20 protein-coding genes are annotated in these 22,930 nt (G+C 46.3%); 8 read left to right on the top strand and 12 right to left on the bottom strand.

The genetic code is table 11. From position 1 onward, the window contains the following. Positions 1 to 29: 29 nt before the first annotated feature. Positions 30 to 5,147, bottom strand: a complete 5,118-nt coding sequence (locus tag BT112_RS08925; protein WP_072317027.1) for a translocation/assembly module TamB domain-containing protein — start codon at positions 5,145 to 5,147, stop codon at positions 30 to 32. 94 nt (positions 5,148 to 5,241) lie between these two features. Then, positions 5,242 to 6,447, bottom strand: a complete 1,206-nt coding sequence (locus BT112_RS08920; RefSeq protein ID WP_072317026.1) for an MFS transporter — start codon at positions 6,445 to 6,447, stop codon at positions 5,242 to 5,244. Positions 6,448 to 6,640: 193 nt separating this feature from the next. Between BT112_RS08920 and BT112_RS08915 the strand changes: the two genes are divergently transcribed. Continuing rightward, positions 6,641 to 7,210, top strand: coding sequence for a Crp/Fnr family transcriptional regulator (locus tag BT112_RS08915; RefSeq protein ID WP_072317025.1), 570 nt, complete (start codon positions 6,641 to 6,643; stop codon positions 7,208 to 7,210). An 8-nt stretch (positions 7,211 to 7,218) separates the two neighbouring features. On the opposite strand, the gene BT112_RS08910 is transcribed toward BT112_RS08915, so the two are convergent. The 9 genes from BT112_RS08910 to BT112_RS08870 all read right to left on the bottom strand — a co-directional run bounded on the left by BT112_RS08910 (position 7,219) and on the right by BT112_RS08870 (position 16,529). Continuing rightward, positions 7,219 to 9,189 (bottom strand): aconitate hydratase, encoded by a 1,971-nt coding sequence (locus tag BT112_RS08910; protein ID WP_072317024.1) that lies wholly within the window; start codon positions 9,187 to 9,189, stop codon positions 7,219 to 7,221. A 169-nt stretch (positions 9,190 to 9,358) separates the two neighbouring features. Further along, the gene (locus tag BT112_RS08905; protein WP_072317023.1) at positions 9,359 to 9,979 is read right to left on the bottom strand and encodes a DUF2652 domain-containing protein; all 621 of its coding nucleotides are present in this window, start codon (positions 9,977 to 9,979) and stop codon (positions 9,359 to 9,361) included. Positions 9,980 to 10,214: 235 nt separating this feature from the next. Then, on the bottom strand, positions 10,215 to 10,544 hold the full coding sequence (locus BT112_RS08900) for a winged helix-turn-helix transcriptional regulator (protein ID WP_072317022.1): 330 nt from the start codon (positions 10,542 to 10,544) through the stop codon (positions 10,215 to 10,217). Between the two features lie 97 nt (positions 10,545 to 10,641). Beyond that, positions 10,642 to 11,115 (bottom strand): GNAT family N-acetyltransferase, encoded by a 474-nt coding sequence (locus BT112_RS08895; RefSeq protein ID WP_072317021.1) that lies wholly within the window; start codon positions 11,113 to 11,115, stop codon positions 10,642 to 10,644. A gap of 77 nt (positions 11,116 to 11,192) precedes the next feature. Further along, positions 11,193 to 12,029 carry a universal stress protein gene (locus BT112_RS08890; protein ID WP_072317020.1) on the bottom strand — a complete coding sequence of 279 codons (837 nt, stop codon included), beginning with the start codon at positions 12,027 to 12,029 and terminating at the stop codon, positions 11,193 to 11,195. Positions 12,030 to 12,108: 79 nt separating this feature from the next. Continuing rightward, entirely contained in the window at positions 12,109 to 12,960 is an 852-nt protein-coding gene (locus tag BT112_RS08885) for a universal stress protein (protein WP_072317019.1), read from the bottom strand. A gap of 258 nt (positions 12,961 to 13,218) precedes the next feature. Then, positions 13,219 to 13,917, bottom strand: a complete 699-nt coding sequence (locus BT112_RS08880) for a YiaD family glycine zipper/OmpA-like lipoprotein (protein WP_072317018.1) — start codon at positions 13,915 to 13,917, stop codon at positions 13,219 to 13,221. Between the two features lie 25 nt (positions 13,918 to 13,942). Further along, a complete protein-coding gene (locus BT112_RS08875) occupies positions 13,943 to 14,428 on the bottom strand; it encodes a lipocalin-like domain-containing protein (protein WP_072317017.1) in 486 nt (161 codons plus the stop codon). Positions 14,429 to 14,522: 94 nt separating this feature from the next. Next, entirely contained in the window at positions 14,523 to 16,529 is a 2,007-nt protein-coding gene (locus tag BT112_RS08870) for an alpha-ketoacid dehydrogenase subunit alpha/beta (protein WP_072317016.1), read from the bottom strand. Between the two features lie 181 nt (positions 16,530 to 16,710). Here BT112_RS08870 and BT112_RS08865 point away from each other — a divergent pair, with 181 nt between their 5' ends. The 4 genes from BT112_RS08865 (at position 16,711) to BT112_RS08850 (ending at position 20,268) form a co-directional block, all read left to right on the top strand. Beyond that, entirely contained in the window at positions 16,711 to 17,661 is a 951-nt protein-coding gene (locus tag BT112_RS08865) for an isopenicillin N synthase family dioxygenase (protein WP_072317015.1), read from the top strand. Between the two features lie 174 nt (positions 17,662 to 17,835). After that, positions 17,836 to 18,183 (top strand): translation initiation factor, encoded by a 348-nt coding sequence (locus BT112_RS08860; protein ID WP_072317014.1) that lies wholly within the window; start codon positions 17,836 to 17,838, stop codon positions 18,181 to 18,183. A 146-nt stretch (positions 18,184 to 18,329) separates the two neighbouring features. After that, on the top strand, positions 18,330 to 19,256 hold the full coding sequence (locus BT112_RS08855; RefSeq protein WP_072317013.1) for a DUF1835 domain-containing protein: 927 nt from the start codon (positions 18,330 to 18,332) through the stop codon (positions 19,254 to 19,256). 133 nt (positions 19,257 to 19,389) lie between these two features. Continuing rightward, positions 19,390 to 20,268 carry a nucleoside phosphorylase gene (locus BT112_RS08850; RefSeq protein ID WP_072317012.1) on the top strand — a complete coding sequence of 293 codons (879 nt, stop codon included), beginning with the start codon at positions 19,390 to 19,392 and terminating at the stop codon, positions 20,266 to 20,268. 12 nt (positions 20,269 to 20,280) lie between these two features. Here the strand turns inward: BT112_RS08850 and BT112_RS08845 are convergent, their stop codons facing one another. Beyond that, complete coding sequence (locus BT112_RS08845) at positions 20,281 to 20,904, bottom strand: L-threonylcarbamoyladenylate synthase (RefSeq protein ID WP_072317011.1); 624 nt, start codon at positions 20,902 to 20,904, stop codon at positions 20,281 to 20,283. A gap of 167 nt (positions 20,905 to 21,071) precedes the next feature. Between BT112_RS08845 and BT112_RS08840 the strand changes: the two genes are divergently transcribed. The 3 genes from BT112_RS08840 (at position 21,072) to deoC (ending at position 22,929) form a co-directional block, all read left to right on the top strand. Continuing rightward, positions 21,072 to 21,668: a TetR/AcrR family transcriptional regulator gene (locus BT112_RS08840; RefSeq protein WP_072317010.1), complete on the top strand. Its 597-nt coding sequence runs from the start codon at positions 21,072 to 21,074 to the stop codon at positions 21,666 to 21,668. Between the two features lie 62 nt (positions 21,669 to 21,730). Next, entirely contained in the window at positions 21,731 to 22,234 is a 504-nt protein-coding gene (locus BT112_RS08835) for an acyl-CoA thioesterase (RefSeq protein ID WP_072317009.1), read from the top strand. A gap of 29 nt (positions 22,235 to 22,263) precedes the next feature. Then, on the top strand, positions 22,264 to 22,929 hold the full coding sequence (deoC, locus tag BT112_RS08830; RefSeq protein ID WP_072317008.1) for a deoxyribose-phosphate aldolase: 666 nt from the start codon (positions 22,264 to 22,266) through the stop codon (positions 22,927 to 22,929). Position 22,930: the final 1 nt, after the last annotated feature.

Genomic DNA, 22,930 nt, shown 5'->3' with positions numbered 1-22,930 from the left:
ATCCAACTAAGTTTAACAAGGTCCGGAACTTACTTCTTCCCGGATTCTTTTTCCGCCTCCTTTTTACCCTCTTCCCGTTTCTTTTCCTTTTCCTGGTTTTCTTTTTCCTGTTCTTTCCTCGCTTTGGCTTCGGCTTCTTCCTGTTTTTCTTTCAGGGTCTTTTTGAAAAGTTCGCCATACTTATTAAATTCCCGGGTAAAGATCAGTGCAATACCATTAACGATAAGCTGTCCGTCTATGATATTCTGGTATTCGTTTTTCCGGAACCCTTTGAGCCTGTACCTGCCATCTTCGGTGAGGAGGTATTCGATACTTACATTACCGATAAGCGGATTTTCCTGCCCGGGCTCCTGGTTCGTTCCCTGGATGTCCACTTCACTCCCCACACTGATAATAACCCGGTCGTCGAACAGTTTTTTACGTGCTGTGATATCCAGTTGTGTCCGGTCCTGCGGACTTGTGCCCTGGTAGTCCGTATAGCTGTCCAGTCCGAAATCCAGTTCCACGCCCGATTCGCCCAGCAGCTTATCGGAAAGCGCATTAAGTTGTCCGGACAAAGCCTGATTCAGGTTGTCCCGGGCTACGGCCACGGCCCCTCCACTACTTCCGTCACTACCCGATTCGGGGAAGAAACGGTTAAATACCAATAATGAAAACACTTGCTTGTTGAGTTCGTCTTCCTGCTGATTGAGCTGTTGCACCCTGCTGTATACCTGCCCTCCGACAGAACCCTGGCTGTCTTCGGGCATATCGAGATTAAAGCTGAGTTCTGGTGTCATCAGTTCCCCGGCAATATTGAGATATACCATAAAAGGTAACTGCTGCCTGAACCTGCTGCTTTCGGAAGAACTCATACTCGTAGTTTGTGAAGCCATCAGTGCGGATGCGGAAGCTTTAATCTCGTACATCGCCTTGATGTCCAGGTCGGCATCCAGCGGGTCACCTGCCCAGGTTACGGTACTTCCCTGTATGATGTTGAATTTTCGTTTGACCAGGTTGTAAAGATTCAATTCGTAATGTCCTTCTTTCAGCGTATATTTCCCGGACAGTGTTGTCCTGCCATTGGGGTAAAGATTGAAATTGAGTTCGGCTCCCCCCGCAACACGCAGGTTGTCGTTGGTCTTTTCGTTGATAATAACATTAAAAACGGCATTGTCGTCCACCGTAATCAGGGAATTGAGCTCGAATCCGGAAACCGTTACCGACTCTTCCCTGGTCTTGGTAAGAATATCATCCGGATCCTCCCGGTTGACAAAAATAACGACACCGTCCCTTTCTACGATATCCAGTTCGGATTCCGGAATAATATAAGTAATATCCGTATCGGAATTGACATGCAGTTTCATATCGATCTTGGGCATACGCAGATTTCCTTTGATGGTAGCATCGATATCAAAGAAGGCCTTACCGTAAAAAAGGTCATTATCCTCTCTTTTGGAGTGTAGCGCCCTGAAATTTTTGGCGTCCAGTTTCAGGTCGAATGAAGGGTTCAGAAGCTTTTCCGTTTTGATGTCACCATCGATGGTAAACTTGTTGTCGTTTTCGTCCGCAATAGTAAAGTTGTCGAGGAAAAGTCCGTCGTTGTCGATGTTGAGCTTCTCTCCGGGCAAGCGAAAAAGAGTATTAAGCATAGCCACGCGGAAACTCACGTCATTAAAAGTGAATGTACCTTCGTAAACAGGATCGGCTACCGTGCCACTGACTTCGACATTACCGGAAACATATCCGCCGGGTTCGGAAATCATATCCTGCGTAAAGGCTTGTACAACGGAAGTCTTTAGCGAATTCAGGTCGAGTTTCAGACCGATGCTTCCGGTTTCTCCGGTCTCGTAATCTCCTGACATATCAAGGTCTACATTCCCACCCTTGAGGGCCAGGTTGAAATCGTAATTTTCCCCCTGCGGCGATTTGGCATCGAGAGACAGGGTGCCGAGAGGAGCTTTCATAACCTCCAGATCTTTCATCTGCAGGTCTGCGAGAAATCCTGGTTTACCGAAAGGATCTTCGGCTACGATATTACCGTTTAGCGTACCGTTGGCCAACGATTCGTCCGGATTCAGGTAGCTTAGAAATGACGATAGTCTGAAATTGTCAAAATCAAGGGCTATATTGTCCTTTCCGTCTTCTCCCCCCGTTTCACTCCGAATTTCCATACGCTGACCGTTACGTGCTATACTGAAATCACGGAACTGCATTCTTTTCGGTGACAGGATGATGGCATTGGACGCAGGAATATCCCAGGGATTCTTGTTGAGTACGAGTTCTTCCGGATCGGTATGCACGATGATGGAGTCTTTATCTCTGGTGATCTGCGTATGAACCGCCACCAGTTTCTCTTCTTCGTGAAAAGCGTTAAAATCGAGATATAATTTTCTGTCGGCTACCCGGCCGTCGAGCGAGGTGTTTTGTATAGCCAGAGGTCCGGCCTTCAGATCCTTAAAACCGAAATGTCCGGTTAATTGTCCGTCACCGGAATCGAGGCGGAGCACCAGGCTGTCTATCTCATTATCGCTGTAATTGATATGCGGCATGTGTATATCGGCTATAAAATAGCGCTCCGCTTCCCGGAAATCGACATCGGCTTTTATCGTGTCAAGTTCCTTGAGTCCCGTAAGGAAAATATCGCTGAGGATCGGAGAACTGGTAATCCTGGCCTTCATTTTCAGTTTGGTATCGGCAAGGGGTGATACAGTTACACGTGTGGTGGTGTCTACCGCAATTCCGCTCGTGTCCGAGCTCCTGGAGATCAGGGTCCGGAAGTGCCGTTGCATCGCCTTTCCGAAACCTTCCGGACTGGTATTGGAATACAGGTCCAGATCGATCATTTTGTTATGCAGTTCCAGGGAAGTAGTATCTTTATCGGCATGGGCATTGAGTGATAAATCGCCGAGCGGGTAAGAATTGTTGTCGTAGACCGCCATACCGTCCTTTATATCCGAAATCAGTGTAAAACGGTCGGCATTTCCCTCAAAATCAGCCTGAAGTTTCAGAGCGCCACGTACGGGTTTGTCCATAAGCCCTAAGGCTTGCAGGTCTGCTCCTTTGAGGTCGAGGTCAACGACAAAACGCGGAGAAACGGAATCCAGCTCGATGTCTGAATCGAGTACGACATCTATATTTTTATCTTTATAAACCGAAGATACACGTCCTTTACCGTTTTTGAGATCTGCCTTCAGCGGAAGGTCTTCAATGATGTAATCTTTCATCTCGAACTTGGTAATACGGGCTTCAAGCACCGCATCCATACGGTACACATCCTTCAGGTTTCCACTTGAAGTAACAGTTAAACTCAATGGTCCCAACTTCGGGTTTTGCAATAGTTTTTCGAGATGAATCCTGTCTGCTTTGACAGCTGCTTTAAAAGGTTTGTCCCCGGTATTGGAAAAGTTACCGTCGAGCTGCACGTTACCGTCTGAAGTCTGCAGGTCCAGAACAGCCTCTGCCGCATCTGTTCCTCCCCGGGCTTTTCCCGTAAGGCTTAGCGTATCGGGAAATACGACACCGGAATCCTGTTCGCTGACAAAGGCAGCAATATCATTTTTAACGGTACGGAACCGTATGGAAGGAAGATCGAACCGCAGACTGTCCGGAGTCATAGTATGCCGTACGGTACCGCGAACGGTAATATCGGTGTTTTTCCCCCATGTGATATGTGTCAGGGGAATATTCAGATTTTTAAGACTGCCATCGGCTTTGATCGTGCCTGTTATCCTGTTTTGGGTCAGGGCTTTTATATATTCGTTATCCCGGAGGTCTGGCTGAAAATAAAAGGCATCTCCACTAACCAGTATAAAATCGGGGAGGTTGAGATCGATGGTCGCGTTTTCGGGTTTTTCGAGCCAGGACTCAAGGCTTTTATAACGAATATCCGCGTCGCCCGTAATACGGTTTTCATTGAGAAGTAACTGCAACCCGGAAAGATTCATTCCGTTGTCATCGGCCCTGACTTTGAAAGTCAATGCTTTGAGGTCTAACCCGGAAGCTTCACGAAATCGGAAAGTCTCCAGGTCTGCTCCTGCCGAGCGGTTTTCCAGGAATATGGATTCGGCCAGAAAATCCAGATCTTTTATAGCAATAGCATCGGCATTGAAAACACCCGGTTGCGGTGATGATTCGTTTACAATATAGCTAAAATCAGTGCTTTCGAGGGCTATTTTTTTCACATTGATCTTCCAGTCCGGCCAGGAGAAACTGCTTGCTGTAGTGTCCTGCTGTAAACTATCGGCAACCGCCGTACTACTTTGCTGCATGCGGATACCGATATCCGAATCTCCGAGTCGCAACTGGTAAACATCGATAAGGTTTCTGGCCAGATCGGCTTCCGGCAGCTTCAGGTTGAACATCCCGATATTAATAAGGGCTTCAAGCCCGTCCGGAGCGGAATTATAAGCGGCAGAAAGGTCCTCTATATCAAAATTGTCCACTGCGATATAGGGCAGAGGACTTTCGTTTTCGGGTTCGTCAGCCGGGTCTTCGGAAAAAGGCAATGTCTGCAGATAGCGGGCTTCCGTCTGACGAATAGCAGCATTTGCTACCTGAAAACGCATGTGTTCCAGGTCGGTTTCTTTCATTTGCAGCAAAAGCTCGCCGAGTTTCAGCTGTGTATCCATCCCGGTAACATCGTCTTTGTAAGTAAGATCGAAATCCCGGAAACGAATATTGTTGAGTTCTACAGCAGGAGGAGCAGATGTGGTGTCCGGGGTCTCTACGGGGGTCGTATCCCCGGATGCAAACGCATCGATGAGAAAATCGAAATTGAAACCGGTTACGGAATCTTTTCGCGACACCCTGGCCTTTAATCCTTCCCAATCCAGGCGGTTAATGACTACATTATTGCGAAAAATCAGCGGACCGAGCGGCACTTCGGCATTCAGGGAACGCGAATAGACAAGCGTATCCCCGGCCTTGTCTTCCAGAAAAAGCCCTTCGAGTGTCACACCACCGGAAAAGGTTATATACAGTTTGTCTATGGCTACCCGGGTATTGGTCTTTTCCGAAACATAAGACACGGCTTTCCCGACGATGATATTCTGCCCCCAGGGACTGCGGATGAAAAGTAGCAGCAGCACGAGAAAAATAAAAATACCCAGCAATATTCTTGCTGTAATCCTTAAAAATTTCCCTTGCTTTTTCTTCTCTTTTTTCAAATCATTCGCAAACTGAATGCCAAATTTAGAGTAAACAATTTGTTTGATAAAGTTTTACCTGTAATTTATTTGCACTTTGACTGTAGGTGGTTTATTACCCCTGTTTACCCGCAAAACTCTTTTTATTCCTCAGGGTCAGGGTGTAAAACAGTGTAACCAGGATTAAAAAGGCTCCGAAGAGCATGATTGCGGGGATCTTTCCCGGAACATTCCCATAATAGGTCCCGGAAAACAGGGCCCCGAGACCTATACCGGCTTCGAGGGCAATATACATGGTTGCCACGGCCTTTCCCCGATGCCCTGTCTTGCTTTGATCTATGGTCCATGCACTTAATGCGGGAGAAAGGACCCCCATGGACATCCCGTATACAAAAGCGGCAGACATCAGAGAGAAAAAGGAGGAGGCAAGCGCTATGAGTACCAGCGCTACAGCCAGTATTCCCAATCCGGTACGAACCACGGGTATCCTGCCGTAGCGATCGGAAAATTTTCCGGCAACGATACGTACCAGCAGGGACGACAAGGTATAGAAAATAAAAAAGCTCCCCGTAGAAGCTATACCCAGATGGATACTCCAGTCGGGGATCAGGGTAAGTATAGCGCCAAACGCACTGTAAGACAGCATTACTACAATGGCTGGAGTTAATACCTCCGGAGCTATAATGTCTTTTCGGGAGATACGAAGTTTGTTAAAACCGAATTTTTCCCTGTGTTCGAGCGTTTCCTTCATTCCCAGAATGACCAGGACAGAAAGCAGTGCGAAGAAGGACGAGGTATAAAACAATATATCGAAAGAATAATACATCCGAAGGTAACTCCCCGTGGCCGGACCCAATGCAAATCCAAGACTGTAACAAAGTCCCTGTAGCCCCATGGCTTCTCCCCATCGGGATGCGGGAATGATATCGGCTACATAGGCCGATTTGGCGGTAGGTGTAAAACCCGTCGAAAAACCATGCACCAGGCGGAGCAATAAAAATCCGGCTACGTTTCCAAGCAGCGGATAAAATAGTCCGCAGACTATACATACCACACTCCCCGTGATCATTACCGGGATTCTGCCTATGGTATCCGTAAGCCTGCCACTGAACGGACGTGATATTCCGGCGGTAAGCGTAAACAGCGATATGATGAGCCCCTTGTACCCCGCTCCGCCCAGGCTGCTCAGGTAGGCCGGGAGCTCAGGGATAAGCATATTGTAACTGGAGGAAAACAACAGCGAACTGAGACATACCAGTCCGAAATGCAGGTTGTACACCGGGTCTTTTCCTGCAATTATTTTATTGTTTTTAAGTATCATATACAACACTATTTAAAGTCGTGTGAAATATTAATAACCGGGATATCTTCTTATAGATACCACCTGTACTCTCATATTTTTATACTACGGATCGGGAACAGGACGGTTTTCTTAGTATTTTTGAAAGCAGCCGCAAAGTAAAGGCTACTTTTTTTGATCCTAAAGGACATTTGTCCCGATATCTCAGAAAAACATGATACGTACCAACACAGCATTACTCGATTATATTTCCGGTATCCGCCGGGACAACAGGGAGGCGATCTCCTGCTATAACTTCCCGGAGGGGACCCGGATTGTCGAACAGCAAAAGCGGTTATCTTTTGTGTATATCGTTAAAAAAGGTGTGGCCAAATGCTTTCTTACCGAGGAAAACGGCAAGGACTTCATACAGGAATTTTTCGGAGAAGGTGAAGTCTTCGGAGAGATCGAAGCCCTGAATGACAAATTGAGTTTCTGTGCGGTAACAGCCCTGACAGACACGGAAGTTTACCAAATACCACGAACGGATTTTTTGAAACTTTTAGATGAAGACAAGGTGTTTAATCGTTTTATTATGAATGCTATTGCAGGAAAAGTACGCTATAAAGCGCTTCGCCACGCCCACAATCAGCTCCATGCTATCGAGGAGAACGTACAACGACTTCAAAAACAATTTCCCCGGCTCCTGGAAGTGATCCCGAAAAAGGATATTGCCAATTACCTCGGTGTAACCCTCAGAAGTCTCAACCGGGTACTATCGGAGTCGGGGAAAGAGAAATTTTAACGGGACGGTTATGTTGTCAGCTTTTCCTTGAAATCGTTGATAATCCCTCCCTTGAGCAATACTCTTATCTGGCGGTCGCTCATGGAATGTTTCACCGGGATGCTGATATTCATGCCGTTTTCCTTTTTGATCTTCAGCATGATTTCTTCCCGGTTTTTAACTTTACCTATCAGATTTTCGAATTGTATGATATCCCCCTGTGCGATGTTATCGTAATCGGAAAGCTCCTGAAATTCGAGCGGGAGAATACCAAAATTCACGAGGTTCTGCCAGGCAATACGGGCATAGCTCTTGGCGACTACGGCGATCTGACCGAGATATTTCGGGGCGATGGCGGCATGTTCCCGACTGGACCCCTGGGCATAGTTGTCTGCGGCGACAACGATATGTCCGCCGTACTGATCTTTGCTTTTCATGGCCCGGTCATAAAATGTCTCATCGATAACTATATAAGAATATTTGCTGATCTCCGGCAGATTACTCCGGAAAGGGAGTACTTCGGCCCCGGCTTTTAATATTTCATCCGTAGAGATGTTATCTCCCATTTTCAGGAGTACGGGCACTTCATAGTGGTCCAGCAGTGGTGCAATATGCGGAAGTGATTTGATATTAGGTCCTTTTTTCAGGCTTATCCCTTCACTGCTTTCGGGTGGGGCTACCAGCATATCGGTATTGATGATCTCTTTTTCAGGAGCCTGAAATACGGGATAGGTCATGCCATATAATTTTTCGAGATCCCTCGGGTCGGTAATTTTCCCGGTAAGTGCAGAGGCTGCGGCTGTTTCGGGACTACACAGATGCACCTGATCATCCTTGGTACCGGAACGATCCGGAAAATTCCGTGGCATGGTACGAAGACTGATGGTTCCGGATGCCGGGGCCTGTCCCATTCCGATACAGCCCATACATCCGGACTGGTGAAACCGTGCGCCGGCCTTGATCAGATTCGCAAAGGCCCGGTTATCGATCATGTTTTCTATAGTTTGCCGGGACGTGGGGTTGATATCGAACGATACCTCTTCGCTGACAAATTTATCTTTGACGATCTCTGCTGCAATCCAGAAATCACGTAATCCGGGATTGGCAGACGATCCTATGACTACCTGGCTAATGGGCTTCCCTGCTACTTCCCGTACCGGAACCACATTACCCGGGCTGGTGGGTAACGCCATTAAAGGAACCAGCTCATCCAGGACAATTTCATCATGCAGATCGTATGTAGCACTTTCATCAGCAACCAGCAGTGTCCAGTCTTCTTCCCTGCCCTGGGATTTAAGAAAACGTTTGGTTTCTTCGTCGCTTGGAAAAACCGTCGTTGTCGCTCCGAGTTCCGCTCCCATATTGGCTATGACATGACGATCCATGGCCCCAAGGTGCTTCAATCCTTCTCCGTAGTACTCTATGACCTTGCCCACACCACCCTTGACGTCGTGTCTGCGCAGCATTTCGAGGATCACATCTTTGGCACTCACCCAGGGTGGCAGTTCCCCGGTGAGCTTCACGCCCATAACTTTTGGCATCTTTACATAATACGGTTGTCCTGCTATAGCAGCGGCAACATCCAGTCCGCCCGTACCTATCGCGAGCATCCCCAGCGATCCGCCTGCACAGGTATGACTGTCGGACCCCACCAGGGTCTTCCCCGGTTTTCCGAAGCGTTCCATGTGTACGGGATGGCTAACACCATTACCGGGACGGCTGAACCACAAACCGAATTTCTGTGCCGCGGAGTGCAGAAAAAGATGATCATCTGCATTCTTGAAATCGGTTTGTAACAGGTTGTGGTCTACATATTGCACAGCTACCTCGGTGCGGGCACGATCCAGCTTCATCGCCTCCAGTTCCAGTTGTACAAGGGTCCCCGTTGCATCCTGCATCAGTGCCTGATCTATCTTCAAACCGATCTCGGTTCCCGGAATAAGTTTCCCGTCGATAAGGTGTGACTGAATTAGCTTTTGCGTAACATTAAGTGCTGACATATACTATGTAATTTGGTTTTCTGATTATAGTAACGGGAGCTGAAAAACAATACGGCCGGCTGCGCCGCGATCAGGTAAGAAAGCCCCTGTTCTCTCAAATTTAAGAAAATCAGGGGGCTTTTAAAAATATATCGGGGAGTATTAACCCCTATTTAACACGACACCGGTGTCAGGCTTCGATAAGCAAAGGTTCGTAATTGTAATAGGTGTAAGCTATGTCATCGGAAGAACCCGGAATACCACGGTTTGCAACATTTCCGAAAACAGAAGGTATAGCATGTAACAGGCTTTCGGTAAGCAGGATATATGTTTTACTTCGGATCGAATTTTTAAGCAATTGATGGGCTTGTACGACGGCCTTTCCGTAAAGTTTCCGGAACCGTCCGATATTGTATTCGGAAACCTGGCCGTAATGCGCTACGAGTTTGAGGGAAAGATTTATTTTATGCCCTATAAAAGCTTCCAGTTGCGCGAGCTTACGGTTGAAATTCTGCAACATAATCTCGTATTGTTCCACAACAGATTGTAGGTTTGCCGGAATACCGTAACCGTAAAACAACACGGCATCCCCTTCTATTTCGGAAATTTTCAGGTTAAGCACATTGCTGTCCACAATGGCCGATAATAATTCCCGGGTGATGTATTTTCCGGTATCGGCATCGGTCTCATGCACAAAGGAGGTAAAACCGCTTATATCCGGGATAATAATGGTCCCTTCCCCTACTACCGGCGTATTGCGAGGGCTATGGATTGGTCTGACGGCATAACGGGCCGGAGTTGTACTTTTCATCGCTTTTCTTTTTTGTGATCGAAGGCTATGTCTCTTTTCGGGACGATCCTATCCTTATACTATAGCAGTCGGACAAGCGGGAAAAATATTTTACGGAATGCTGTTTTTATTCATAAATTATCGGAATCCCCGTACTTTTATGGAAAATAATATCGTTTTCTCCGACTGTATAGCGATGAAAACACAGGTGGTAAGCAAAAAAATTACCCGGACTTCGGGAGGGGTGTGACGGGGATTACGGCTTTTCAAACATTGATGCCCACTGCGTTGCCCAGGGTTCCAACGGCTTCAGTATTTCCAGGATGTCTTTTCCCTGCGTAGTAAGGGCGTAACCTTCGGGGATTTTTTCGATCAGGCAGCCCTGGATCAGTTCCTTGAGTCGCTTGTCGAGTGTTGTCGGAGATACCGGACTGCAATGATCCCGGAGTTTACGGAATGTTCTGGTACCGGACGAAAGATACCACAGGATGTCTACGGCCCTGCTGCGTCCGAGCAGGTCGAAAAGTACCGATACGGGCTTGACATTCGTTTTTTCGGAAGTTTCCCGTGTTGAAAATGGCATCATGGTTTTGTTATAATTTCGGAGCGAAACTATACAATAAGAACCGCTAAAACAAAATTTTCATAGCGAATAGGATATAAAAACCATGTATATGCTCCCGCTAAGGAGTCTCGTCAAGATCCATGCGCATGGTTGTCATGTGCCGCCGGAACCCGGCCTGTTCGTAAGCCTTGATTGCAGAGACATTGCCATCGTACACATGGAGACGTATTTCACAGATTCCCCGAGTCCGGATCCATCGGGTCAGCGAGGCAATGATTTTTCCGTTTATGCCCTGTCCGCGGAATTCAGGGGAGACATACATAAACCCCAGGTAGGCGTATTTTTTGTGTTTCAGGAATTTCTCTGCAGCCCTGATCCGAGCATATCCCGACCCGATAAGTTTTCCGTTGTGTTCCGCAACCACCACTTCGGTATCGACATCCCTGATAAATGCGCTGAGGTCATAGTAGTGTATATTTCCTTCCTTCAGGGTCGGATCAAAAGGGCGTTCGGCTTCTATAATCCCCTGTTCAAACCGCAACAGGAATTTCAGGTCTTCTTCAACGGCTTTTCTAAGCATTATACTATCCATTTGACAACTATTAAAACACCCTGTCCTTCCGTTTGTCGCGGATAGACAGGGTGTTGTTAGGCCCTGGTTACCCGGTATTATTTGAGCGTATTTTTATGCAGAACAAGCAACGGGGTTGTCGCGTGATAGCTCATATCCTTTACGGGGGATTTTCCGAGCAGGTTATCCATAAAGTTACGTTTTTCCGCAGCCATGCATAACAGATCGATTTCCCTGCTCTCTACAAAAAGGCGCGTTGCTGTACTCAGCGGGGCATCGGTAAGCAGATAGAAGGATGCATCATATCCTTCACAGGCTTTTTTGATCTCCTTCCGGATTTTTTCCTTTTCATCATTCCACTCGTCCCTTCCCTCTTCGACATGATAGAAGCGAATATGCGAAGAGAATTTTTCTGCGATGCGAAAGATGGGCTCAAGGCCTTTACGGCTGTAGACAAAAGAATAATCGGTAGCAAAACCTATTTCATTTACAGGTTCAAATTCGAGATCTTTAGGGATGGCCAGTATAGGGCATTGAATATGACCGATAAGGTTGGAAGTACTGCTGCCTATAAAAAATTCCCTCACTCCTCCTGCTCCGTGCGACCCCATAACCACAACATCAATGTTTTTGTCTTCTGCAATATGCGCTACGGCATCGGTAAAGAGATCGAATTTCACCAAGATCTCGGTCTTTTCATTTCCCGAGGTGACTTCCGATATCAGGGTCTTGAGCTGCTCGCGTGTTTTGGCCTCCGCTTCACCGAGCATTTCATTGGTCACACTCGTAGGTACGGTACGGCGTTCGCCCAGTGTTGGTGGCAGTACATGGAGAAAGTAAAATATACAGTCGCTGTCCGCAAAGAGTTTTAAAGCATAGGAGATAGCATTTCTGGCATTTTCGGAGAAATCGGTAGGCAGAAGAATTTTTTGCATGAGTAATCTACTTTTTTTACCGGTAATTATCACCGGTTTTTATTTGTAATTGTGATTTAAAAATAGTTATCTGTAATCCTTACCCGGCATCATTCTGCAGGATAAGCAAGGGAATATCGATATGATAGCACATGTCTTTGGTGTGACTGAGCCCGAAGAGGTGATGTAAAAAACTATGTTTTTTTGCCACCATACAGAGCATATCTATGTTCCGGCTCTGCACGAAAACCCTGGTAGCCGTACTCAGCGAGGTCTCGGAAAGAAGATAAAACTCCCCGCGATGTCCGGCAAACCGTTCTTCCATTTTCGCTTTGGCCGCTTTGTGCGACTCCGACAGCTCTTCTTTTTTCTGCATGACGTGATATACCTGAATACCGGCGTCGAACTTGTCGGCGAGATGAAAAAAAACCTGCAGGTTCTTTTCCCGGTATTCCGTACCGTAATCTGTGGCAAACGCGATGTTTTCGGGCACTCTGAATTTCACATCTTCCGGAATAGCGAGCAGCGGAACCTTGATTTTCCCGATCAGGCTGGCCGTATTACTTCCTATAAGTGCCTCCTTGAGTCCGCTGGCGCCCATGGTCCCCATAACAACCATATCTATCTTTTCTTCTTCGCAGACATCGACAACTGCATTGACAAAGTAATCAAACCTCGAAACCGCCCTGAAAGCATGCCCCGGATCGGGCCGAGCCGCCATGATCTCTTCGATAGATTTGTCCAGCCCTTCCAGCGAAGCCGATTTTACGGCATCGAAAAGGGTCTTGGTCGCCGCAGAAGAAGCCATAACTTCTCCGGGGCTGATCGTATTGGGAGAATATGAATTGAGCAGGTAAAAAATAGTTTCTTCGCCTTTGTAAAGGGATGTGGCATAATGTATGGCATTCCATGCATTATCCGAGAAATCTGTGGGTATCAGTACACGATACATAGTCGTATGAAGTTTTACAGTTACACTATCAAAAGGTACGAAAAAAATGGAAACCCCCGTTATCCGTATCGTTAAAACAATCAAAAAAACACCCGGGTAAAGTGCACTACCACATCACTATAAAAATGACTGCTATTACGGGGAGAAAAACGGACAAAATAAAAAAGAGACTGCCTCATTGGGACAGCCTCTTTTCCTGTGATCATAGTTTTCGGGAAGTGTTCTCAAAAAGACGTCTACTCCCAAAAAGCAATGTTATTATTGCGCTTGTTTACGCGCTTCTTCTTTTAATTGTTCGTCTGCAACAATAGCAATTTCCACACGTCGGTTTTTAGCTCTTCCTTCTGCGGTACTATTATCGTACTTCGGTTGAGTCTCTCCGAACCATTTGGTCGTAAACCTGCCGGAAGAAATCCCCTGTCCCACCAGATAATTGGTTACGGATTCTGCCCTGCGCTGTGAAAGCCCCATATTGTATTCGGCGCTACCGGTATTATCGGTATGTCCTTCTACAAGTACGAGGGTGTTGGGATATTCTTTGAAGATACCTGCCAGCTTATGGAGCGTTGCGGAAGATTCCGAGTTGATATTATATTTGTTGGTAGCAAAATATACGCCGCTGCTTTCATCGAAAGTCACGTTGATCCCTTCTCCTACCCTGGTGACTTCAGCACCCGGGATCTCTTCTTCAATACGTTCGGCCTGGCGGTCCATACGGTCCCCGATATAGGTACCGGCCGCACCTCCGACAACACCTCCTATAATAGCGCCAAGAGCGGAGTTCTTCTTATTACCGACATTATTGCCGATGACACCCCCGATGACAGCACCACTGGCTGCACCGATAACGGCACCTTTTTCTTTGTTTCCGGCATTCTTGATGGTATCACACCCTGTAGTAAAAAGAGCCAGGGCTATCAGACCTGCTCCTAATGTATTTAATGAATATCTGAACATAACAGTTTTCTGTTTTTTATGATTTTTAATAAGATCTTGAAAAATTGTACACCACGGTAATAGGCTCGCCTTCTACCGATGTATTGGTCTGCAATGTCATTTGCTGCTCGTTGAGGGTGACAATATCGAGTCTGTACCCGTATCCGCCGCTGACATCATTTCTCTTTTCATCGATAAATTTAAACTGAAGCTGGTTTACACCATCTCCTTTTTCATTAACAGACCATCGGATGTTCCGCGTTCCTTCCATACATTCTCCACCGGGATTAATGGTATAAGAACCGGTACTGTTACTGTTTCTGAAAAACCATTGACTGCCCTTGAAGCAGGCATCGGTAACATCGTTGAAAAGTACGGATTTGAAATTACCGCTGTTCCCTTTATAGGTTACATCGTTCAAAATCCAGTTACCGACAATAGCTCCACGATATCCTTTATTCGCTTTCGAAAGCGAACAGGAAGAGGCTAATAAGACAATCAATAAGATGAGGGTTACACGATTTTTTGTCATAATTTATGTATTTTGTATGTTTAAAAATACGTAAAAAAATTAAATTTATTATAATTCACACGTCATTTTGTAAGTATAAACGTATTAATCGATATCAGTATGCTAATAATCGGTGTATGGCAAGTTTGAACCGTTCAATCGGTAAAAAACCGTTTTCGAGGTCCGGCGCAAAAGGCACAGGAGTGTCCAGACTTCCTACCCGTTGTACGGGACCGTCAAGGTATTCGAAACAGTGTTCAATGATCAGTGCCGAAATGTCACTGGCCACACCGCCAAACAGGGTGTCTTCCTGCAAGATAATTGCTTTTCCTGTTTTTCGTACGGACCGGAATATGGTTTCGGTGTCCAGGGGCTGTAAGGTGCGCAGATCGATGATATCTGCGGAGAGTTCTGTTTCCCTGCCGAGCAGGTCAAGAGCCCAGTGAACACCCATACCATAGGTTATTATGGTAATATCTTCACCTTCCGATAGCAGTGCGGCTTTTCCGAACGGGAGGTTGTAGTAACCTTCGGGTACATCCCCGTACACACTTCTGTACAACCCTTTGTGTTCAAAAAACAGGACGGGGTTAGGGTCTTCGATGGCCGTGACCAGCAAGCCCTTGGCATCGTACGGAAATGCGGGATAAACGACTTTCAGTCCCGGGGTTTTGGTAAACCAGGCTTCGTTGGTCTGGGAGTGGAAAGGCCCGGCCCCGACCCCGCCGCCGCAAGGCATCCGGATAACCACATCGGCATGCTGTCCCCAGCGGTAATGTACTTTGGCCAGGTAGTTGACCACGGGATTGAAACCACTGGAAATAAAATCGGAAAACTGCATTTCCACAACGGCTTTCATATTGTTGATCGCGAGCCCCATGGCCGCCGAGATCACCCCGGACTCACATATCGGGGTATTACGGATCCTGTCGGTACCATAACGTATAGCAAAACCTTCGGTAACTTTAAACACTCCGCCATAAGCAGCGATATCCTGTCCCATGACAATAAGGTTGTCAAACCGGTCCATAGCATGTTGCAGACCGTCGGAAACGGCATCGACGAAACGGATATGCCTGCTGTGCTCTTCCGGAGGCACCGCTGTAAACGAAAAATCCTTATACACATCCGCAAGCTCCCGCTCCACATGGAAAGTAACGGAAGGTTCGGCAAATGCGGTCTGCAGTCCTTGCTGTATCTGTGATGTAATTTGCCGTCGGATGGTCATATCTTCGCTTTCACCGAGCACCCCTCTCCGATGCAGAAAGTCCCTGTAATTGGCCAGAGGGTCCCGAAGTTCCCACAACGCCAACAGGTCTTCCGGAACGTATTTGGTGCCGCTCGCTTCTTCATGCCCGCGCATACGAAAGGTCATAAACTCTACCAATACAGGACGCGGGTTTTCTCTCATACTCTCCGTGAGTTCGGATATTTTTAAGTAAACCTCAAGGATGTTATTGCCGTCTATCCTGTGAGCTTCCATACCATAACCGATTCCACGATCCGAAAGGTGGTCACAGCGATACTGTTCGGATACGGGGGTGGACAATCCGTAACCGTTGTTCTCTATACAGAACAATACGGGGAGGTCCCATACGGATGCTATATTCAGGGCTTCGTGAAAATCGCCCTCGCTGGTCCCCCCTTCTCCGGTAAATACTGCGGTAACTTTCTTTTCGCCGCGGATCTTGTGAGCAAGCGCAATGCCGTCGGCAACCCCCAGTTGCGGCCCGAGATGCGATATCATCCCCACCAGGTGAAATTCCTGCGAACCGAAATGAAAACTGCGGTCACGTCCTTTGGTAAAACCTCCTGCCTTTCCCTGCCATTGAGAAAACAGGCGGTGAAGCGGGATATTCCTGGAGGTAAAGACCCCGAGATTACGGTGCATGGGCAAGATGTATTCGTCCTTTCTCAAGGCCATGGTCACTCCTACCGAAATGGCTTCCTGCCCGATACCGCTAAACCATTTGGAGATTTTCCCCTGCCGTAATAGTACCAGCATCTTTTCCTCGATCATTCGCGGAAGTACCAGATTTTTATACAACAAAAGGAGTTCTTCATGGGTCAGATGTTTGGTGTCGAACTCCATGGCTTCTCTTCGGGATGTAGCTGAATGCATAAGCGAAAAACTTTTATTCGTACAATCAAAAGTAGGGAAAAATAACAGGAGGCACGACACCTGTGATATTTTTTACCATTGTTAACAACTATCTTTTTTATTTCGGTGGTTAATTGTCTAACTTTGTTTAAGAAAGCGAAAAACACTCCGTAACATTCACGGGGTCAAATCATGAGAACAGATGAATACAATACCCAGTGTGGACCTCAGGGAATTTCTTTCGGAGGATCACGGTAAAAAGAAGAAATTTATACGCGAAATCGGGGATGCCTACGAGGAGATAGGCTTTGTAGCCCTGAAAGGGCATTTCCTGTCCGAGCAGCTGGTAGAAGACCTCTATGCGGAAATCAAGAAATTTTTTGCCCTTCCGGAAGCCGTAAAGAAAAAGTATGAGATCGAAGGTATAGGCGGACAACGGGGATATACTTCGTTCGGAAAAGAGCACGCCAAAGGCCGTAAAGAGGGTGATCTCAAAGAATTCTGGCATTTTGGCCAGTATGTAGAGGACAATCCGGTATTAGAGGCTCAATATCCGCCGAATGTTATGGTGGAAGAGCTTCCCCGTTTTAATGAAGTGGGCAAGGAAACGTATAGGATGCTCGAAAAAACCGCTCGTTATGTACTACGCGCACTGGCCCTTCATCTGGAACTGGAGGAGCAGTATTTCGACAAGTGGATCAAAAACGGAAATTCTATATTAAGGCCTATCCACTATCCACCTATTACGAGCGAACCGGAAAATGCGATCCGTGCGGCAGCGCACGGGGATATCAACCTTATTACCCTGTTGATGGGAGCACACGGTAAAGGACTACAGGTGCAAAATCATAAAGGAGAATGGATCGATGCCATAGCACAACCGGACGAATTGATGATCAATGTCGGTGATATGCTTTCGCGGCATACCAATAACCGTCTGAAATCTACCATACATCAAGTGGTTAACCCGCCGAGAGAACTTTGGGGAACGTCCAGATATTCCATACCGTTCTTTATGCACCCGGTAAGCGAAATGCCCCTGGACTGCCTGGAGAACTGTATCGACGAGAAGCATCCGAAACTATACGAAGACATTACCGCAGGTGAGTTTCTTCATGAGCGTCTCATAGAACTGGGACTTATAAAAGCATAAAAACATCGGCAACTCCGCGTAAGCCTGCTACAAAACCGTAAGCTTAAAGTACCTGAAAAAGGGAAAAGAAACCTTGGTTTTGTCGCAGTCTAAATAATTAATGTTAAAGTATATACGTAAATTTATTTTTATACGTTTACATTAAAATAGAGTTGTCAAAAAAAAGGGAGAAAAATGGGCAACAATAAATTAAGCAGCCTTGAAGATCTTGGAAGTTTTGTCTTTTCAACCGGGAAAGAACCAACATTCGAAACGGAGGAAACACCACAGCTTTCGCCAGGTGAGCAATACCTTGAAGCTCATTTCAGCAATAAAGGCCGGGGCGGAAAAACCGTAACGGTTATCAAAGGGTTTGAAGGGCCGGAAGAAGACCTGAGGGAACTCGGTAAATTTCTGAAAACAAAATGCGGCGTGGGCGGTTCTGTCAAAGACGGGGAGATCATCATACAGGGCAATTACAGGGATAAGATCATGAAACTCTTACAGGAAGAAGGATACAACGTAAAACGTGTCGGAGGATAATACGGTCCTGCTGCGTTATGGCATGTTGTTATACATCATATCAAAGGTTAAAAAATAGCGAAAGGCAGTCGTTATTCTCAAGAATACAAAAGTGGTTTTAGACAGCTTATTGAAAATATTTTTGGCAAACAAAAACAAACCTTAAAATGACTACAACCTTACACATTACCAACGGGGATGGCTTTACTTCGGTACTTAAGAACTTAAAGCTGGAAGGAGAGATTATTACCTGGCGGGAAATGCTCTGCGAAGGAAAGACGACCACCGAAGTGGGAAGTGAGTCTTTCTGGAAAACCCGCTTTGAATTTCTGAATAAGAATTACAAGGTCAGTAAGACCAACTTTATAGAGGCAACACTCAAAGAATACAGGCGCCTTTGTAACCAGAAAACACAGGAAGAGATCGTGCTCTGGTTCGACGAGGACCTGTTCTGCCAGATCAATATGATCGCGGTGATCAGCTGGCTTAAAAAGCACCGTAAGGAAGCACAGGTTTCCCTGGTATGTAAAAAACAGAAAAAGGACAAGCCTTTTATACTCACCCGCTTAAGTGAAGAACAAATCCTGAAACTATACGGGTCCCGGGTAAACCTCAAACAGGACGATATAGAATATGCAGATTACATCTGGCAGTTGTACTGTAGTGACACCCCCCTGCGCCTCGAGACTTTTTCTAAATTCAACGCTTCCCAGTTTCCTTACCTCACCGACGCCATAGCCCTTCACCTCCACCGCTTTCCTACCGTGAAGAACGGATTGAACCAACTCGAAAACGAAGTCCTTGCCCTGGCTAACAGCAAAAGAATCAATTCCAAGGAAAAGCTGGTGGAAGCCCTTATCAAAAAAGAAAGCGATTACGGTTTCGGCGATCTTCAGTATTACAGGCTCATTGATACAATGAAACCCCTTTTCCATTCGTTTCATCCGGTAAAACTAAGTGCAACCGGAAAAGAAGTCCTTGATAAGGTAAAAAACTACTACCCTTTTATAAAACAGGATGATATTTTCCTCGGGGGAACACGCAAATACAGTTTTCTATATCACGAGGATAGCGGAAAGCTTTTGAAGCTGTAACTTCCCATAAAGCAGATAGCGTTTCGTGACATGCGCACGGAAGCGGTAAAGAAAACACTACAAATATCATGTAGTGTGCTAAAACAGAGAGAAGGGCCTTGTCGTCCTTCTTTTTGTTTTCTATCTTTATACCATGAGCAAGCGCATAGCAGAATCCGAACTTATACTCAACCCGGATGGTAGTGTATATCACCTGAACCTCAAACCCGAACATATCGCGGATACCGTTATATTCGTAGGTGACCAGGACCGGGTGGAAAAAATAACAAGGCATTTTGATACCGTAGAGTTTACGACTCAGAAAAGAGAGTTCAAGACCCAGACCGGTACATATCGCGGAAAACGACTCACGGTTATGTCTACCGGGATAGGGCCGGATAATATAGATATTGTACTCAACGAGCTCGATGCCCTTGTTAATATAGACCTGGAAACACGTATGATAAAGGAAAATCTTCGATCGCTCCGGATCATCCGGGTGGGCACCTCGGGTTCTCTCCAGACCGGTATTCCCGTAGGATCATTCCTGGCCAGTGCGTATGGGCTGGATCTCAACGGCATGCTGCATGCTTACCGTATCGATAGTATAGTCCATCCGGAAATCCAGGAAGCCTTTATAGAGCATACGGGATGGAGTATTTACAAATCGCAGCCTCTGGTTATCGCAGCAGATAAAAAATTGCTGGAACACTTCGGCGGAAATGATATGCACAGAGGTTTTACGGCCACAGCCGGTGGGTTCTATGGGCCTCAGGGCAGGGTATTGCGGCTGTCACTACAGGATCCTAAGCTGAATATGAAGATAGACAGTTTCAGTCACCTCGGCCTGAAGGTGACCAACCTGGAAATGGAGACTTCTGCTATATATGGCCTTTGCGGGCTGCTCGGGCACCAGGCCGTATCGCTCAATGCCATAATAGCCAACAGGGCCAACGGTACTTTTGCTAAAGATCCCAAAAAACTTGTGGAAGACCTCATCAGGTACACGCTCGAACGCATAACGAAACTCTGAGTGCCGTTTTTTTTACAGTATTTCGTCCAGCTGCCCTTTTCCCTGTCGTACGACTTCGGGTTCCGGACCGGTAAGGTCGACGACCGTAGAAGCTATGTTGTCCCCGTAACCGCCATCAATGACAATATCCACGAGGTTTTCCCATTTTTCATAAATGAGTTCGGGGTCTGTGGTGTATTCCAGTAATTCGTCTTCATCGTGTATGGATGTCGATACGATAGGGTTGCCAAGCTCCCGGACCAGGGCCTGGGCAATATTATTTCCCGGTACCCGGATACCCACGGTTTTCTTTTTCTTAAAATCCTTGGGAAGACTGTTGTTACCCGAAAGAATAAAGGTAAAAGGTCCGGGTAAGGCTCTTTTCAGTAGTTTAAAGGTGCTGTTATCAATCTGTTTTACGTAGTCCGACAAATTGCTGAGATCCGCACATATAAAAGAAAAGTTAGCTTTTTCCAGTTTAACACCTTTAATCCGCGCAATGCGTTCCAGGGCTTTGGAGTTTGTTATATCACAGCCAAGGCCGTAAACAGTATCGGTAGGATAAATAATCAGCCCCCCTTGCCTGAGTACCTTCACTACTTTCTGTATTTCCCTGGCATTGGGATTTTCTTCATAAATTCGTATAAGCTCGGCCATGATTGTCGGTTTTTGAAGATGAACAGCATATAAAAATGCTTTACAAATTTACGTAAAAAAGCGGGAACCAATGGATGTGTATTTCTCTCCTGTGTTACCAAATTGGGAATACTCCGAATATCCAAAGACATATTTTCTTATATTTGCTGTAACCATCTGCTCTTATTATGTTGACGAAATCGGAAAGAACTTCAAGATTTATCATTGCTACGACTGCACCTATTTTTAACCGGAACGGCTATGCCGCTACGAGTATGACTACCATCACCGGGGCAACAGGACTTACCAAGGGTGCTATTTACGGTAATTTCAAAAACAAGGAAGAATTAGCCATAGAAGCATTTCGATTTAATGTAAAACACGTATTACGGCAGATCAAAGATCATCAGGACCAGGGGGATACTCCGTTGCAGAAGCTTTTGCTTATCGTGGACTTTTACAGCAGGTATTCCGATTTTTCAAAGAATATGGGAGGCTGTCCGATACTGAGCATCGGTGTGGATGCCAACCACCAGAATGAAAAATTGCTGTTGCGGGTACGCGGGATCATCACCAAAATAGAAAAAAGCCTTATCGATATTCTCGATGAAGGTAAAAACAACGGTGAACTCAGAAAGAGCCTGGACTCCGCGAAAAGCGCACGCCAGATGTTCAGTATGATAGAGGGTGCCATTTTTATGAGCCTGACTATGGACGACAATATGTATATCCGGGATACGATGGAGATCCTTAAACATATTATACAAACCAAGTGGGCTGCGTAACCATACAGGCAGCTCTTTATTTTTATTTTATAATATACCGTTTGGTATAAAAAATAATAATTATGGAAACAAAACCACGTATTTTAGAAAGCAGGACCAAAATAAGGTTTCAGGACTGTGACCCTTTTAATCACCTCAATAATGCGAGGTATATGGATTACTTTATCAACGCCCGGGAAGATCACCTGCTGGAGTACTACGGGTTTGACATATTCCGTATAATCCGCGAGCAGGGACTCAGCTGGGTGGTAAGCAGCAGTCAGGTGGCCTACCTCCGCCCGGCTATGACCATGGAAGAAGTGGTTATAGAAACACAGCTCCTCCACTATTCGGACAGGCAGCTGTTAGTGGAAGTGCGGATGTGGAACAGTGACAAGACGCATTTGAAGGCCTTTGCATGGCTGAGTTTTGTTCATTACAACCTTCGTACAGGCCATGCGGAAAAACACGGAGAAACATTCCTCGAACTTTTCAGAGCGATCGTTCTACCATTAAAAAACACTACCTTTGAAGAACGGCATTCCGAGTTACGCCCGCGCAGCGTAAAGGGCTACGGAACTCCGTAATCATGTCAACGAGATCCTAAACTGTATATATGCTCATAAATCAGTATATAGATCATACCCTGCTCAGGCCTACGGCGACATACAGGGATATAGAGAAACTTTGTAAGGAGGCGCTGGAATACCGGTTTTTCTCCGTTTGTCTAAATAGTTGTCACGTTCTTCGTGCCAAAGAATTGCTTATGGAAGCCCCGGATATCCGGGTATGTTCGGTGGTAGGGTTTCCGTTGGGAGCCATGAGCAGTAAAGCCAAATGCTACGAAGCCGAACATGCTGTTGTCGATGGCGCCGACGAAATTGATATGGTGATCAATCTCGGATGGCTGAAATCCGGTGATACCGGAAAGGTTCTTCAGGATATCCATGCCATAAAAAAGGCCATAGGTACCCGGGTTCTCAAAGTGATTATTGAAACCTGCTATCTCCATGACGACGAGAAAATACTGGCCAGTACCCTGGCTGCAGACGCGGGGGCTGATTATGTAAAAACTTCTACGGGCTTCGGCAACGGCGGGGCTACGTTTCACGATATCGAACTGATGTCCCGTGCCGTAAACGGAAGGGCGCGTCTCAAGGCCTCCGGAGGTATAAAAAGTTTTGAAGTTGCAAAAAAATATATAGATTTGGGCGTAACCCGTATAGGAACCTCCAGTGGTATCGCCATTGTAGAAGGTTATACGTCCAACGAATCTTACTGAT

The sequence above is a fragment of the Sinomicrobium oceani genome, assembly GCF_900119185.1.
Lineage (GTDB): Bacteria > Bacteroidota > Bacteroidia > Flavobacteriales > Flavobacteriaceae > Sinomicrobium > Sinomicrobium oceani.
This window is presented reverse-complemented; position numbering and strand designations above follow the sequence as displayed.

Bases quoted from the DNA above. Each gene is read 5' to 3' on its own strand.
- BT112_RS08920 (WP_072317026.1), bottom strand. From the start codon at position 6,447: ATGATACTTAAAAACAATAAAATAATTGCAGGAAAAGACCCGGTGTAC.
- BT112_RS08915 (WP_072317025.1), top strand. From the start codon at position 6,641: ATGATACGTACCAACACAGCATTACTCGATTATATTTCCGGTATCCGC.
- BT112_RS08910 (WP_072317024.1), bottom strand. From the start codon at position 9,189: ATGTCAGCACTTAATGTTACGCAAAAGCTAATTCAGTCACACCTTATC.
- BT112_RS08905 (WP_072317023.1), bottom strand. From the start codon at position 9,979: ATGAAAAGTACAACTCCGGCCCGTTATGCCGTCAGACCAATCCATAGC.
- BT112_RS08900 (WP_072317022.1), bottom strand. From the start codon at position 10,544: ATGATGCCATTTTCAACACGGGAAACTTCCGAAAAAACGAATGTCAAG.
- BT112_RS08895 (WP_072317021.1), bottom strand. From the start codon at position 11,115: ATGGATAGTATAATGCTTAGAAAAGCCGTTGAAGAAGACCTGAAATTC.
- BT112_RS08890 (WP_072317020.1), bottom strand. From the start codon at position 12,029: ATGCAAAAAATTCTTCTGCCTACCGATTTCTCCGAAAATGCCAGAAAT.
- BT112_RS08885 (WP_072317019.1), bottom strand. From the start codon at position 12,960: ATGTATCGTGTACTGATACCCACAGATTTCTCGGATAATGCATGGAAT.
- BT112_RS08880 (WP_072317018.1), bottom strand. From the start codon at position 13,917: ATGTTCAGATATTCATTAAATACATTAGGAGCAGGTCTGATAGCCCTG.
- BT112_RS08875 (WP_072317017.1), bottom strand. From the start codon at position 14,428: ATGACAAAAAATCGTGTAACCCTCATCTTATTGATTGTCTTATTAGCC.
- BT112_RS08870 (WP_072317016.1), bottom strand. From the start codon at position 16,529: ATGCATTCAGCTACATCCCGAAGAGAAGCCATGGAGTTCGACACCAAA.
- BT112_RS08865 (WP_072317015.1), top strand. From the start codon at position 16,711: ATGAATACAATACCCAGTGTGGACCTCAGGGAATTTCTTTCGGAGGAT.
- BT112_RS08860 (WP_072317014.1), top strand. From the start codon at position 17,836: ATGGGCAACAATAAATTAAGCAGCCTTGAAGATCTTGGAAGTTTTGTC.
- BT112_RS08855 (WP_072317013.1), top strand. From the start codon at position 18,330: ATGACTACAACCTTACACATTACCAACGGGGATGGCTTTACTTCGGTA.
- BT112_RS08850 (WP_072317012.1), top strand. From the start codon at position 19,390: ATGAGCAAGCGCATAGCAGAATCCGAACTTATACTCAACCCGGATGGT.
- BT112_RS08845 (WP_072317011.1), bottom strand. From the start codon at position 20,904: ATGGCCGAGCTTATACGAATTTATGAAGAAAATCCCAATGCCAGGGAA.
- BT112_RS08840 (WP_072317010.1), top strand. From the start codon at position 21,072: ATGTTGACGAAATCGGAAAGAACTTCAAGATTTATCATTGCTACGACT.
- BT112_RS08835 (WP_072317009.1), top strand. From the start codon at position 21,731: ATGGAAACAAAACCACGTATTTTAGAAAGCAGGACCAAAATAAGGTTT.
- deoC (WP_072317008.1), top strand. From the start codon at position 22,264: ATGCTCATAAATCAGTATATAGATCATACCCTGCTCAGGCCTACGGCG.